The organism is Ruegeria sp. CDSB136, assembly GCF_059610965.1.
This window is the reverse complement of the sequence record NZ_JBXWOP010000004.1, coordinates 184,446-197,584: the sequence shown is the minus strand read 5'-3', so window position 1 is coordinate 197,584 and position 13,139 is coordinate 184,446. Positions and strand designations below refer to the sequence as shown.

Annotated in this window: 13 protein-coding genes and 1 tRNA gene; 8 read left to right on the top strand and 6 right to left on the bottom strand. The window is 55.8% G+C overall.

What is annotated here, in order from left to right:
- The first annotated feature begins 123 nt into the window (after positions 1-123).
- Positions 124-975: a YihY/virulence factor BrkB family protein gene (locus AC2FIR_RS06485; RefSeq protein WP_496744028.1), complete on the top strand. Its 852-nt coding sequence runs from the start codon at positions 124-126 to the stop codon at positions 973-975.
- A 171-nt stretch (positions 976-1,146) separates the two neighbouring features.
- Positions 1,147-1,335: a hypothetical protein gene (locus AC2FIR_RS06480; protein WP_170614969.1), complete on the top strand. Its 189-nt coding sequence runs from the start codon at positions 1,147-1,149 to the stop codon at positions 1,333-1,335.
- A 2-nt stretch (positions 1,336-1,337) separates the two neighbouring features.
- On the opposite strand, the gene AC2FIR_RS06475 is transcribed toward AC2FIR_RS06480, so the two are convergent.
- Both AC2FIR_RS06475 and AC2FIR_RS06470 read right to left on the bottom strand, forming a co-directional pair.
- Positions 1,338-2,054, bottom strand: coding sequence for an RlmE family RNA methyltransferase (locus AC2FIR_RS06475; RefSeq protein WP_170614970.1), 717 nt, complete (start codon positions 2,052-2,054; stop codon positions 1,338-1,340).
- A complete protein-coding gene (locus AC2FIR_RS06470) occupies positions 2,054-3,166 on the bottom strand; it encodes a Ppx/GppA phosphatase family protein (protein WP_170614971.1) in 1,113 nt (370 codons plus the stop codon). The genes AC2FIR_RS06475 and AC2FIR_RS06470 overlap by 1 nt, the downstream gene beginning before the upstream one ends.
- A gap of 180 nt (positions 3,167-3,346) precedes the next feature.
- Between AC2FIR_RS06470 and AC2FIR_RS06465 the strand changes: the two genes are divergently transcribed.
- The 6 genes from AC2FIR_RS06465 to AC2FIR_RS06440 all read left to right on the top strand — a co-directional run bounded on the left by AC2FIR_RS06465 (position 3,347) and on the right by AC2FIR_RS06440 (position 8,882).
- The gene (locus AC2FIR_RS06465; protein WP_496762067.1) at positions 3,347-5,233 is read left to right on the top strand and encodes a PhoX family protein; all 1,887 of its coding nucleotides are present in this window, start codon (positions 3,347-3,349) and stop codon (positions 5,231-5,233) included.
- 250 nt (positions 5,234-5,483) lie between these two features.
- Positions 5,484-5,780 (top strand): virulence factor, encoded by a 297-nt coding sequence (locus tag AC2FIR_RS06460; protein WP_321252861.1) that lies wholly within the window; start codon positions 5,484-5,486, stop codon positions 5,778-5,780.
- Positions 5,781-5,807: 27 nt separating this feature from the next.
- Positions 5,808-6,734, top strand: a complete 927-nt coding sequence (locus tag AC2FIR_RS06455) for a methylenetetrahydrofolate reductase (RefSeq protein ID WP_170614974.1) — start codon at positions 5,808-5,810, stop codon at positions 6,732-6,734.
- Between the two features lie 9 nt (positions 6,735-6,743).
- Positions 6,744-7,805: a methyltetrahydrofolate cobalamin methyltransferase gene (locus tag AC2FIR_RS06450; protein WP_170614975.1), complete on the top strand. Its 1,062-nt coding sequence runs from the start codon at positions 6,744-6,746 to the stop codon at positions 7,803-7,805.
- Between the two features lie 126 nt (positions 7,806-7,931).
- Complete coding sequence (locus tag AC2FIR_RS06445; protein WP_496762065.1) at positions 7,932-8,759, top strand: polyphosphate kinase 2 family protein; 828 nt, start codon at positions 7,932-7,934, stop codon at positions 8,757-8,759.
- A gap of 49 nt (positions 8,760-8,808) precedes the next feature.
- Positions 8,809-8,882: transfer RNA gene (locus tag AC2FIR_RS06440), tRNA-Gly, on the top strand.
- 345 nt (positions 8,883-9,227) lie between these two features.
- Here the strand turns inward: AC2FIR_RS06440 and AC2FIR_RS06435 are convergent.
- From AC2FIR_RS06435 to AC2FIR_RS06420, 4 genes are read right to left on the bottom strand one after another with little or no spacing between them, the layout of a single operon-like run.
- The gene (locus AC2FIR_RS06435; protein ID WP_496762060.1) at positions 9,228-9,662 is read right to left on the bottom strand and encodes a hypothetical protein; all 435 of its coding nucleotides are present in this window, start codon (positions 9,660-9,662) and stop codon (positions 9,228-9,230) included.
- A gap of 4 nt (positions 9,663-9,666) precedes the next feature.
- Positions 9,667-11,718, bottom strand: coding sequence for a glycosyltransferase (locus AC2FIR_RS06430; RefSeq protein WP_496744036.1), 2,052 nt, complete (start codon positions 11,716-11,718; stop codon positions 9,667-9,669).
- A complete protein-coding gene (locus AC2FIR_RS06425; RefSeq protein ID WP_496744038.1) occupies positions 11,715-12,839 on the bottom strand; it encodes a hypothetical protein in 1,125 nt (374 codons plus the stop codon). Before AC2FIR_RS06425 ends, AC2FIR_RS06430 begins: the two co-directional genes overlap by 4 nt.
- Positions 12,802-13,125 carry a hypothetical protein gene (locus AC2FIR_RS06420; RefSeq protein WP_480522313.1) on the bottom strand — a complete coding sequence of 108 codons (324 nt, stop codon included), beginning with the start codon at positions 13,123-13,125 and terminating at the stop codon, positions 12,802-12,804. The genes AC2FIR_RS06425 and AC2FIR_RS06420 overlap by 38 nt, the downstream gene beginning before the upstream one ends.
- Positions 13,126-13,139 lie beyond the last annotated feature (14 nt).

Sequence of the window (13,139 nt, the reverse complement as noted above, 5' to 3'; positions counted from 1 at the left end):
GCACAGCGCGGCGGGTTTATGCAATGCGCTCAGGCATTTATACGCGTCTATTCGGCAACACAGGCCTGCACGCGGGTTCTTTGCAAGACTTATGCGGGTTAGACTCGCGACATGCACGCGTTCATGATTCCCTCGTTTGATCGTCCGCTTCGTGCCCTGTGGTTGGCAATCCGGCGTTTCGTCGACAAGAATGGTTTTGTGATGAGCAGCCATGTCGCCATGTCTTTGATGATGGCGTTGTTTCCTTTTGTCCTTTTCACCGTCGCGTTGGCTGGTTCGTTGTCGGAGGGCTACGTCACTGACGATCTGATCGACCTGATTTTCGGAGCGTGGCCTGAAGATGTGGCCAAACCGATCGTTGCCGAACTGCGCGCGGTGCTGGACAACGCCGGCTCGGGCGTCATAACGCTGGGCGGTTTGCTCGCCATCTATTTTGCGTCAAACGGGGTGGCCGCTGTGCGCGCCGCTATGAACCAAGCCTATCATGACAGTGACAGCTGGCCGTTCTGGAAGACCCGGCTTTTGTGTATCGGCCTCGTCATCCTCGGCGGTGCCTCGGTTCTGATCATCGCAATGGTAGAAGTTGTGCTTCCCTTTTACACAAGGCTGGTGACGGAAAACACGGCCGTTGATGTATCAGGGTGGTTGTCCGTGGACAGGCTGGGCTGGATTTTTACAGTTGCCGTGCCTGCGGGCTTGGTGATCATCGCACATCTGGTGTTGCCCACACGTCGGCATCGGTTGACCCAGATTCTGCCGGGCGCATTTCTGACCCTTTCGTTATGGGCCGCAGGCGGATGGGCTTTCTCCATCTATATCGGCAAATTCGCGACTTACAGCGCGACCTATGCCGGTCTTGCTGGGGCTATGGCGGCCCTGATTTTCCTGTACCTGTGCGCCGCCATGTTGATCCTGGGGGCGGAATTCAACGGTGCATTGATGGATCTTGAAAACGAGTCCCAAGCGAAAGACTAACAAAAGAAGGGCGCGCTGCCGGCGACCTGTTTGCTCGCATATAGGAGGCATTTGGCGTGAAATGCCGCTTTGTTCGGCATGTCAGCGCCTGTATTGCGCCATGTTGATGGCAAATTCCGCTGGCAATCTCAGGGCAGGGTACAAATCCCGGCATTCTTCATGAGGTCAGCCATGCCAGAACAACCAGCGCCCGAACCAAAGCGCACACGCCGCGTCACAATCGATCAGCGGATTGCGGAACTACAGGCCAGACCGCCCGTTTACATCAATCACGGTGAAGCTCTGCTTATTCAGGGGATGGCCACCGCCTCCTTCCGCGAACAACGCCTAAGCGGAAACCGGATACTCCTGGACGATTGAGTTCAGCCCCTAAATCCAGTTGCGACAACGAATTTTTCCGAACTATCTGACCGCGATGCAGGTGGTTTGACATTAGCCACCTTCTCGAATTTCTGTTTCAACAGCTTTTGTAGATCGCCCTCAGCGCCGCCGGCTAGAACCTTGGCGACAAAGGTGCCGCCTTCCTCGAGAACGTCAAATGCGAAATAGGCTGCGGTCTCGCACAGCGCCATGATCCGCAAATGGTCGGTCTGTTTGTGCCCCGAGGATGCAGCGGCCATGTCTGACATTACCACGTCAGCCTTGCCGCCCAGCCAGTCTTTGACCTTCTGGTCAGCGTCGTCCTCCATGAAGTCCAGCACATGAGCTGTCGCACCGGCGACCGGTTCCACCTCCTGTAAATCGACACCCAGAACAGTACCGATCCGCTTGCCGCTTTTCTCGCCCAGCGCGTTGACCCGTTTGACCGCGACCTGCAGCCAGCCGCCGGGCGCGCAGCCCAGATCCACGACACGGGCTCCCGGAACCAGAAAGCGGAATTTCTCGTCCAGCTCCAATATCTTGAATGCGGCACGCCCACGATAACCTTCGGCTTGGGCGCGCTTAACATAAGGGTCGTTCAACTGCCGCTCGAGCCAGCGGGTCGAGCTGAGCTTGCGCCCGCGCGCAGTCTTGACCTTGACCTTCAGGTCGCGCTGTCCGCGACCTGAGGTATTTTTGCCAGTCGGTGTCTTCGCCATCAGAACGGTCCGTCTTCCAATACGCCGTCCGCGCTCATCTGTGCATATAGCAGACCTTCGCGCAGTCCCCGGTCCGCCACGGAAAGACGGTCGGTGGGCCAGCATCGTAACAAAGCCTGCAAAATGGCCGAGCCGGACATGATCAGGGCCTGCCGGTCATCGCCGATGCGCGGATCCCGGCGCCGACCCTGAGGGCCGAGTTCTAGATACCCACGTATGACTTTGTCAATCTGATCGCTGGTCATGCGCAGACCGTCCACTTTCGTCCGGTCATACCGTTTAAGACCAAGATGCGAGGCCGCAACGGTTGTCACCGTGCCACTGGTGCCGACGATCTGGAAGCCTTCCCGCGCCTGTTCGTCCTTGTAGGGCGCGAAGTCGGCAAGGTTTTCCTCGAAAAACCAACTCATCAGGGCAAAGCGGGCCGAGTCGTCTTCGACGTCGTGAAACTGATCGCGCAAAGTGGCGACGCCCAGCGGAACGCTGATCCAATCCACCACCTTGGCAGCGGGAAAGGGGCTTTCAGCCGCGTGAAAGCCGTTGTGAAGACGCATGATTGCAGCAGGGCGATCCCGGCGCGGCACGGATGAGATATCGATCCACACCAGCTCGGTCGAACCGCCACCGATGTCTACAACAAGCAGCTGCTCAGTCTTGGTCGATACCAACGGAGCGCAGGAGATGACTGCCAGACGGGCTTCTTCCTCGGGCTGTATGATTTCCAGCGTCAATCCGGTTTCGCGCTTGACCTGGCGGATGAACTCGCGCGAGTTCTTGGCGCGCCGACAAGCCTCGGTCGCGATCAGGCGCATTCGCTTGACCCGGTTCCGTTTGAGCTTCTGTTGACAAATCCTGAGCGCCTGAACGGTACGCGCCATAGACGCCCGAGACAGACGTCCGGTGCGTTCAAGTCCCGCACCCAGTTGCACGGACTTGGAGAAACTGTCTACCACATGAAACCCGCTGCCCTTGGGCTGGGCTATCAGCATGCGGCAGCTATTCGTTCCCAGATCCAGTGCCGCATATAGTGCATCCGGATCGGGTTTTGCCGGCGCGGGGCTTTCGACCGCTTTCGGGAACGCGCCCGCACCTTTGGGACGCTTGGGCGCCATCTTCACGCCCTCCGATTTTCGAGTTAATCTGACCCTAGGCGGCACATCGCCGTCGTGCAAGTGATTTCAAAACTCAATTTAAGGTGAATGTCACGCATCGTTCACACTGAAGTGCAACCTGTCTTGTCAGAACCCTGTTCGGGGTTCTTTACAAGCTTACAGCCAGATACGGAGTCTGCAATGAAAGACGAGCGCACCCTTTCTTTTGACGAGTATGATGAACTCATAAACCCACGCCCTGAGGAATGTGATTTTGACCGCGTCGTCGAACGCGCCCTGTCGCGCCGTGGATTTATGGGAAGTGTTCTGGCGATGGGCAGCTTTGCTGCGGTCGGGGGCTCGATTCTGCCGACAGGCGCAAGGGCCGCTGCCAACCGTTTCTCGTTCGAAGCGATCCCTGTATCCACAGCGGACGATGTCGTTGTGCCCGCCGGTTACAGGGCAGAGGTCATGGTGCGCTGGGGCGATCCGCTGTGGTCGGATGCGCCCGAGTTTGATCACGCCACGCGCGGCACTGGTGCAAGTCAGGAACGCGCCTTCGGCGACAATACCGACGGACAGGATGTATTCTTCCATGATGGACACGTGCTGTTGGTGGTGAACAATGAATACACCAATCGCGATATCATTTGGGGCAACAACCCTGACGCCAAGCCGGCATCTGACGATGACGTGGCCAAAGGCATGATGGCACATGGTGTCACCGTTGTTGAGATTGCCAACACCGACGGCAAGTGGGGCATTGTCAAGGACAGCCCGTATAACCGCCGCGTCACTCCGCAGACCGACATGACGATCACCGGGCCCGCCGCTGGTCATGACCTGATGAAAACCGAAGCCGATCCATCGGGCACAGCTTGCAAAGGGACATGGAACAATTGCGGCAACGGGTTGACACCGTGGGGCACCTATCTGGCCTGTGAAGAGAACTTCAACGGCTATTTCTCGGCCGAAGATGAAAACCACGAAACCAGTGCCGAGCTTAAGCGTTACGGCGTGTCCGCCAAAGATTGGGGTTACGGCTGGGCAAGGATCGACGACCGGTTCGATGTCGCAAAGAACCCCAACGAACCAAACCGCGCAGGTTATGTCGTCGAAATCGATCCGAGAGATCCCAACTCGACCCCACGTAAGCTGACCGCCCTGGGCCGTTTCAAACACGAAAACGCTGACACCGTGGTCAACAACGATGGTCGCATCGTAGTTTACATGGGCGATGACGAACGTGGCGAGTTCCTGTATCGCTTTGTATCCGACGGCGTCTATGCGGCTGGAGTAGATACCAATGCGCTGCTTGAAAACGGGACGCTTTCGGTCGCTAAGTTCAACGACGATGGTACCGGCGAGTGGCTGGAGCTGACGCCCGAGACCACCGGACTGGCTTCACAGGCCGAGGTCAGTATTCACACCCGCCTGGGCGCCTCGGCGGTGGGCGCAACCACGATGGACCGCCCGGAATGGGTCGCCTCGAACCCGAATGCGCCGGAGGTCTACTGCTGCCTGACCAACAACAAGAACCGAGGCGTCAAACCGAATGCTGGGGGCGACGACACATCCGCCAATGGCCCGAACCCGCGGGACAAAAACAACTATGGTCAGATCGTTCGCTGGCGTCCGGATGGCGGGGACCACACCGCCGCTGGATTTGGCTGGGATCTGTATGTTCTGGCGGGCAACCCCACGGTGCACAGTGACGCTTATGCCGGATCCGGCAACGTGAACGCCGACAACATGTTCAACTCGCCCGATGGCCTCAAGTTTGACAGCAATGGCCTGCTTTGGATCCAGACTGACGGCAAATACGGCAACGACGGTGACTTTGCAGGCCATGGCAACAACCAGATGCTGGCAGGGGACCCAGTGACAGGTGAGATCCGCCGCTTTCTGGTTGGCCCCAATGAATGCGAGGTCACCGGTCTGAGCTGGTCACCGGATCGCCGAACCATGTTTGTCGGCATTCAGCACCCGGGTGAGGATGGAAACAGCCACTGGCCCGAAGGCGGTGACTCGGTGCCGCGTTCGGCGATCATCGCCATCACGCGCGAGGACGGTGGCCTGGTCGGTTAAGCCCCGCGTCTGAGTTGAATCATTCCCCGGACGGCAGGTGTGGTCCGGGGAATTTCTGTTTATGTGCCGTTTTCATCGAGAACTTGAGAATTTTGAGGTGCCCGCAGAGCACCGAAACGGGTTAGAACCCGCGGTATCCCGTTGTGGGCCGAAAAGGTCGCTTGAAAAGCGTTGTGTGTCGAAAACCGACCGACCCGAGCCCATATTGAAGTTTAGAACCGGTCCATCTGGTAAGGAGGAATCAAAGGCGATGCCTGACGTCACAATCGTTTTTTGGCGCGACATCCCCGCTCAGGTCATCGTTGGCAAAGGCCGGCGTGGCGCCAAGCGGCAGTTGGAGGAGCGGTTCGAGCAAGCCATTGACCGGGCTGCGATGAAGGTAAATGCCAAGGACAGTGATGCCTACCTGGCCGAATGGCGCAAGGCCGACCCGTTCGAGGTCGAGGGTGATCCGGCAGAAATCGCGGAAGCTCAGGCCGTGCGCCTTGAAACGGAATACGATCAGGACCGCATCAAGGCCCTGATCGCCAACGACGGTTGGGCATAGGCCCGGTTTTAATAAAGGGAGGCCTCAATGGCTTTGCTGAATTTCAAGAAACGTGATGTGGCCGAGAAGGCCCCGGTGAATCCGACCGTCGAAGCCTTTCTGCAAGGTTATTCGATCGAGGTGATGCCTCGCACCGCCGAGAAGGTCGAGGATTTCCGCGCGTTGCTGCCCGAAGGCACCCGCGTCTACATCGCCCATATCGAGGGCACACCGATCGAAGACATGGTCCAGACCGCCAAGCGGATTGCGGCCGAGGGGTACCCGGTGATGCCGCACTTCCCGGCGCGCATCATCAAGGATGCCGCGACGCTTGAGAACTGGATTTCGATGTACCAGGGCGAAGCAGGGGTCGATCAGGCGCTGATGCTGGCCGGTGGTGTTGCCAAGCCGCACGGCGATTTTGACAGCTCGATGCAGCTGCTGGAAACTGGCCTGTTCGACAAGGCAGGCTTCAAACGTCTGCACGTTGCCGGCCACCCCGAGGGAAACAAGGACATCGACCCGGACGGTTCGACCAAGAATGTCGACGACGCGCTGCGCTGGAAACAGAAGTTCAGTGAAACCACCGACGCGGAGATGGCGCTGGCAACCCAATTCGCCTTTGACGCCAAGCCGATCATCGCATGGGCCGACGGTCTGAAAGCGGCGGGCATTGATCTGCCGATCCACATTGGTATCGCTGGACCAGCCAAGTTGCAGACGCTGATCAAATTCGCGATTGCCTGTGGTGTTGGTCCGTCTCTGAAGGTTCTGCAGAAGCGTGCCATGGATGTCTCCAAGCTTCTGCTGCCCTATGAGCCGACCGATGTTGTGACCGAGCTGGCCAACCACAAGGCCGCCAACCCTGACTTCAACATCACCAACGTACATTTCTTCCCGCTTGGTGGTATCAAGACCAACGCCAACTGGGCAATCGACAACGGCGGCGCTTCGGCACAGCCTGTAAACTCCTAAGGAACGGACATGACCCGTACAGTCGTAGAATCAAAAACAAAAACCGCCGTTCTGGGCTTTGATGAACCGTTTTGTGTGATCGGTGAGCGGATCAACCCGACCGGCCGCAAGAAACTGGCCGCTGAACTGGAAGCGGGGGACTTCTCGACCGTTGAGAAGGACGCCATCGCTCAGGTTGCTGCAGGCGCGACCGTTCTGGATATCAACGCAGGCGTTGTCTACAACTCGAACCCCAACCCGAACGAGACCGAGCCGCCGCTGATGCGCAAGATCGTCGAACTGGTGCAGGGTCTGGTCGAAGTGCCGCTGTGCATCGACTCGTCGGTTCCCGGAGCCTTGGAAGCCGGTCTTGAGGCAGCTCAGGGCCGCCCGCTGCTGAACTCGGTCACTGGCGAAGAAGAGCGTCTGGAACTGGTTCTGCCGCTGGTCAAGAAATACAACGTTCCGGTTGTTGCGATCTCGAATGATGACACCGGCATCTCGGAAGACCCCGATGTCCGTTTCGAAGTGGCCAAGAAGATTGTTGAGCGCGCCGCCGATTTCGGCATCCCTGCGCATGACATCGTCGTCGACCCGCTGGTCATGCCCATCGGCGCGATGGCAACTGCTGGTCAGCAGGTGTTCGCTCTGGTCCGTCGCCTGCGCGAGGAACTGGGCGTGAACACCACTTGCGGTGCGTCGAATATCTCGTTCGGTCTGCCGAACCGCCACGGCATCAACAACGCGTTCCTGCCGATGGCGATGGGCGCTGGCATGACTTCGGCGATCATGAACCCGGTCGCGCTGCCGGTGACGCAGAAGAAGATCGCAGAGAAGAAAGAGCAGGTCACGGCGGCTGGAATCATCCTGCCTGAGGGCATGGATGATGAGGCCTTTGTTCAGATGTTCGGTCTGGGCTCGACCAAGCCACGCGCTGGTAAGGAAATGGAGGCCATTCGTGCTGCCAACCTGCTGACCAACAATGACGCGCATGGCGGAGAGTGGATCCGGTTCAACAAAGACCCGGAAGAAGCCGGTGCAGCCGGTGCTGCAGGTGGCCGTCGCGGTGGTGGCCGTCGTCGCCGCGCCTGAACCGTTTGCGACTTTTTTCAAAAGGCCGGGTTCTCCACCCGGCCTTTTCTTTTTGATATTGATCAATGCTGTTTTTCCATGCTGCCGCAGAATATCGTGATCGGAACGCTGCGATCAGGTGATTTCATGACCAAACATATTCCACCAAAACTGTCCGATGCGGACCTCAGCAAGAGACTGACCAAAAAGGAGTATTTCGAGCGGCTTGAGGGGCTTCAGGCGCAGCTTGCAAAGATACAGCAGGCTTTTTTGTTCCACGACCTGAAAGGCGTGATTGTGTTCGATGGCTGGGACGCCGCAGGGAAGGGCGGAACCATTCGTCGGATCAGTCAGGCGCTGGACCCGCGCAGTTTCAAGGTCTGGCCGATCGGAGCGCCTCGAAACTACTATCTCAACCGGCACTACCTGCTTCGGTTTTGGGAACGTCTGCCACCTTCGGGCGCAATTTCCGCATTTGATCGAAGCTGGTATGGCAGGGTCCTGGTCGAACGGATCGAGGAGCTTACACCTGAAAAACGCTGGCGCGAAGCATATCAGGAGATCAACGATTTCGAACGCATGTTGGTGGATGACGGGACCCGGATTGTGAAGCTGTTCTTTCACATTTCAGAGGATGAGCAGATGCAACGTTTCACCCAACGGCTGACAAACCCGCTGAAACGCTGGAAACTGACCTACGAAGATTTCCGTAATCGTGAGAAATGGGAGATAACCGAGGTCGCCGTGAATGAAATGTTGGCCAAAACCTCGACGCTGAAAGCGCCGTGGCATGTGATCCCCGCGAACAACAAGAAATACGCAAGAATCAATGCTATGAACGTCATTGTTAAGGCGTTTGCAGAAGATGTTGATCTGAACCCGCAACACCTTGACCGGCAAACACTGGACGCGGCGGGCAAGGCATTAGACGTAGATCAATCGCTGATTGAAAGCCTGCGTGCCCGCACCGAGTAACGATCCTGCTTGATCCCGATCCGGCGACGATGCTATGCCAGCCAAAGAGGCGGGTATGGTGAAAAGGTATCACACGAGCTTCCCAAGCTCTTGTTACGGGTTCGATTCCCGTTACCCGCTCCAAGAAAATACTATAAGCGTCTATAAAATTTTAATAAAGTGCGCCTTCACTGCGCAAATTTTGAGTTTTGATAAACGCAGATTATGCAGCGTTATCTTCGATCAGATTCTCTGGTTCTTCAATTTGACGGTGTCTGCGCCGCTGACCTGTGGTCTTCAACCAGCTACCTCTTTTGGCCCGATTGATCGAGTGCCGCAATAAACCTGGTCGTCAAATAGGCACAGTGACACCAATCTTTGGGGCTTTGAACCAGCCTGACGATCCTGTTTTGGAGGTAGTCTCGGAAGCCCTTTGAATTTCTGCACCAGATGTTCAGATCAGGAACATCGGCATGTTTTCAACACTGCCTAACTCAATCTGGCAACGTCGTGACCGTCGATAACAATAGCAAAGTTCCAGAATTTCCTGACCTCTTCCTCAGCGGTTCGTGCCGCTGTTTCCTCGTCAGGGATGCGTTCAATTCGAAAACCAAACTGTTCGAGCCCACAATAGTCTACTCGGCTCAGAATGATCGGAACCACATTTCTTTCGATTGCTGCGGCGGCGAGTAATCTTGCAACAGTATATGGAGACTTCGAGGGCTCAACGATCCTGACGCCAATATATGTGTGGTCCTCAACTTCGCGTTCCCAAAGTGCGGTTGACGGAAGTAAGTCCATATCGGGGAACAGAACTTTTCCAAATTGCCGCGTAGCTCGATCTCGAAGGATAACATCATCCAAATCAACCGGTACTTCCGGCGTGAAGGTGTTGACTATCTTGTACCAGTTGTTTTCAGCCATTTTTTCAGCTCGTCGCTATGATATCTGCAGCTGCGGACACACCGGATTCAGGCAGCTCAATTTGTTGCAGTGTTGTACGAAAGTCTTCCGCGCCCCCGTCATCCAGACAAACCTGTACCGTTCGTTCCAGCTTCATGAATTCCGCTTCCGTAATGGTTGCACAAAGATTGCGGTCAGATAGTGCTCTTGCGCGTCGTTCCTGGTCGTCCAAATAAGGCGCAGACTGTGGGATAAGTATTGCGGGAATCTTGTGGTAGAGGATCTCGTGGACCGAATTGTACCCGGCGGCAGATATTACCAAGTCGGCGGATAGACATAGCTTTGTAGCCTCTAAAGTATTAACCACCTTTGAATTTTTCCAACCAAACGCGGCTGCCTGAACCGCGCTACCGGGCCAGGTTACGACCAGGTGAAGGCAGTCTGCGCGGCACTCAAGCATTCCTGAGATAGCTTGCAGTTGAGCGGACCTGTCAGAGGCAACTCCTCCGCCTAACATGCTGACAATCAGTAGCTTAAAATCGTGACCAAACCGCTCGGCCAGGCGCGTCCGGAGGTTTTCGGAGTCCTCGGGCGACTGCACTACCTGCCGAAAAATTGGCCCTATGTTGTGAACATGTTCACCGTAACTGTAAGCGTCGTTAAGCTCCTCAAAAGCCTCTGACGGCACGATGACCCGGTCGAATATGCCCTCACGACGAAGCATGATATGTCGGGACCGACCCTTGGGCCAAAGGCCACGGCGGATCCAGACTGCGGATAATCTGTGTTCCCGGATTACGCGATTGACGGAATCGAACACATAGCCACCGTCAAAAACGAACCGGTCGCCTTCTTGTAATGCGGCGTTCAGACGCCGGTAGGTCAGGATGTCATTCGCGTTGGAACTGTCGTTTACGTCTGATCGGGCGACCAGCGGTATACAGTCGATCCCCTCGCGTCGAACCATAGGAACACAACTTGGGAAGGCCGCGAACACCGGGGACATGTGTTTTGGCAAAGCCTTGGCGATCACAGTGCACCGCTGCGCATGACCCAACCCAACTCCGTTAGTTGGCAAGAACAAGGTTCTCGGCGACGTCCGTTTGGGTGGTCGCGGTTTGGCGCTAAGCCCTGCGGCGGTTTCGAGCCGGGATATATCTACTGTCCGCAGCCACGGAGACTTTCGTGTTTGGTCAGCGATGTGTGGTGTATTCCCGATAATTTTGCCGATCAGGTATCCATCCAAAGCAAAAAGCGTCTTGGGTCCAAGTAATGCCGGCGCTCCGGACGATATCAAAACCTCGTCTTCGGTGCAGTCGATCACGACTCCACCGGCTGCAATCACTTCAAGCGCAAGCTCGGCCATCCGATCGCCTGCGATGCCATGCCCAAACATCGCGAGGATATCCGTTGAATTTGCGAGGGTTAGAGGCGAAAGATCAGTATAAAGAACTCTGGGGAGATCGTTGAATTTTGAGGCTTTTAGGAACTCATTCTGCGCACCGCTCACAACCATCTTAAAGCCATAGCTGCCCTGATTGCTCATCCGGGAAAGACAGGACAACGTTTCAGAGTCGTCCAACTCCAAGGAACCCAACACGACGGTTACGTTCGCCAATTCACCAATTGGCCGGGTGATCGGTCGAGTTTCAGTTACCAGGGGGCTGATAGCTGAAGGTGAAATGGAACGCGGCTGAAGGTCCGATAGATCAATGACCGTTGCTTCGCGCCCCAGTGCAAACGCGAGACGGGCTTTTGCACCAATGTAGCTTTGCTGAGTACTGAACCGGCCAGTTGCGATTACCGGAACATCCGTCCCGAGTTGCTTTTGTCGCAATGAGGCAAGCAGCCGGTCATCTACTTCTTCAGCGCCGAGGACAAACACGGCTTCCGCTTCGAGTTCTTCGGTATCGGCGAGAAGTGTCGCAGCCTCGTAGTGTCTTCCGCGCCCTGCATCCTCAGGAAAATAGATTGCATCGATGCAAACATCGAAACCACGCTTTCGGAGTTTCAGAGCAAAAATCAATTGTGCGTCAAAAGACCGAACTGAAAGTGTACCCGCTTCAACAAAAATCATGTCAGCGCCTCTCTGTCCGCGGTCAGAATGGCGCCCAATCGCTCTTTGAATTTTTGGCCCGAGTAGCGCTCAAGCAGCGGCTGTGCCTCAGCAACTTTCTCATGATACCGGTCGGGGGAAGAAATCAGGTCAGAAATGATCCGGTCCACATCCCCGGGGCTACAGGGGATTACGGCATTTCCGAATGTCTGTGCGGTTTCCGGATCCGTCAAGACGACCTTGCCGGCTGCGATAGCCTCCGCAATTACGCGCCCGAAACTCTCTCGCCAAGTCGGCGCTGTAAAGTAGACAAAAAAATCTATCATCTCAAAAAAATCTTCCAGACTGATCGCGTCAAATGGAAACAAAGTCCAATGCGGACGAACGATGTCCGTGTCCATCAACGCGTTCGCACCAAGAATGACATTGGCCTGCGCGTGTTTGGGAAAACACAAATCAAGATCGGCGACAGATGGAAACTTTTCGAAGCCAGGTCGCGAATGTCGACCGCGTCGGTCCTCTGGCTTTTCGCATGGTTCGCCTTTGTCACTGAAAAAGATGTTGAACCAGTCATCTTCCAGGACAGTCCAATGGCGGGCCTTGCGAAATTTGGACAACCAGCCTGTGACGGTCTCACGGTTATACGACGAAATTGGCGCAAGCGTTTTCCTAAGCGCGAGGGTCGACAAGTCTATCTGATCCAGACAGTTTGAAACGTCGAAGCCTTCTTCGTCGCCCGGACGCAAGAAGTTTTCGTGGGTTACAACGACTATTTCCTGCGCATAAATCTCTGCGCTCAAAGAGTTTTGAAACTTCAGGAAAGACGGATTGTGCAAGATAACAAAATCAGCGCATATCCGGGGGGCGTCCCAAACCATTGGAATACGAAGTTCGTCCAACACTCGCTGCAGCACCGGCGCGACATGCTGACTGCTGCCAAACATAATGGAGGTCCTCGCATGCACCACCAGATCAGCGAACTCGGCGGCCACGCGCAGTTCGGCAGCGACGGCCATGGAAGTGCCACCTAAAAACCGGGGCTCAATAACATACGCGATCTTCACTTTCTTAGGATATCGAATGTTTGGAAATTGCGTCATGACTTCAGTGCAGGGAAGAAGCGGCAAGCGCTGCGCTGCCAACTTGTGAAACCTCTGCACTGTTTGCGGCATTGCCAGCAAAGCCGTAATCCACCTGTCCCCGTGAAACGGTGTCAAAAAAACTGCGCAACTCAAGTGATAATTCGTCATCACCCAATAGCAAGTCTGGGTTCTTTTGAAGATAATCCCACAAAGCCTGGATGTTATTCTCGGACAAAAACTGATCTATCGTCAGCAAATGCTCCAATGTAATTTCGGCACGCACATGCTGAGATGGCAGTAAGAACAATAGGGCAGTTACTATCGCAACAAGTTTAGAGTTAGGCATCTTAAACCCCGATC

Bases quoted from the DNA above. Each gene is read 5' to 3' on its own strand.
- AC2FIR_RS06485 (WP_496744028.1), top strand. From the start codon at position 124: ATGATTCCCTCGTTTGATCGTCCGCTTCGTGCCCTGTGGTTGGCAATC.
- AC2FIR_RS06480 (WP_170614969.1), top strand. From the start codon at position 1,147: ATGCCAGAACAACCAGCGCCCGAACCAAAGCGCACACGCCGCGTCACA.
- AC2FIR_RS06475 (WP_170614970.1), bottom strand. From the start codon at position 2,054: ATGGCGAAGACACCGACTGGCAAAAATACCTCAGGTCGCGGACAGCGC.
- AC2FIR_RS06470 (WP_170614971.1), bottom strand. From the start codon at position 3,166: ATGGCGCCCAAGCGTCCCAAAGGTGCGGGCGCGTTCCCGAAAGCGGTC.
- AC2FIR_RS06465 (WP_496762067.1), top strand. From the start codon at position 3,347: ATGAAAGACGAGCGCACCCTTTCTTTTGACGAGTATGATGAACTCATA.
- AC2FIR_RS06460 (WP_321252861.1), top strand. From the start codon at position 5,484: ATGCCTGACGTCACAATCGTTTTTTGGCGCGACATCCCCGCTCAGGTC.
- AC2FIR_RS06455 (WP_170614974.1), top strand. From the start codon at position 5,808: ATGGCTTTGCTGAATTTCAAGAAACGTGATGTGGCCGAGAAGGCCCCG.
- AC2FIR_RS06450 (WP_170614975.1), top strand. From the start codon at position 6,744: ATGACCCGTACAGTCGTAGAATCAAAAACAAAAACCGCCGTTCTGGGC.
- AC2FIR_RS06445 (WP_496762065.1), top strand. From the start codon at position 7,932: ATGACCAAACATATTCCACCAAAACTGTCCGATGCGGACCTCAGCAAG.
- AC2FIR_RS06435 (WP_496762060.1), bottom strand. From the start codon at position 9,662: ATGGCTGAAAACAACTGGTACAAGATAGTCAACACCTTCACGCCGGAA.
- AC2FIR_RS06430 (WP_496744036.1), bottom strand. From the start codon at position 11,718: ATGATTTTTGTTGAAGCGGGTACACTTTCAGTTCGGTCTTTTGACGCA.
- AC2FIR_RS06420 (WP_480522313.1), bottom strand. From the start codon at position 13,125: ATGCCTAACTCTAAACTTGTTGCGATAGTAACTGCCCTATTGTTCTTA.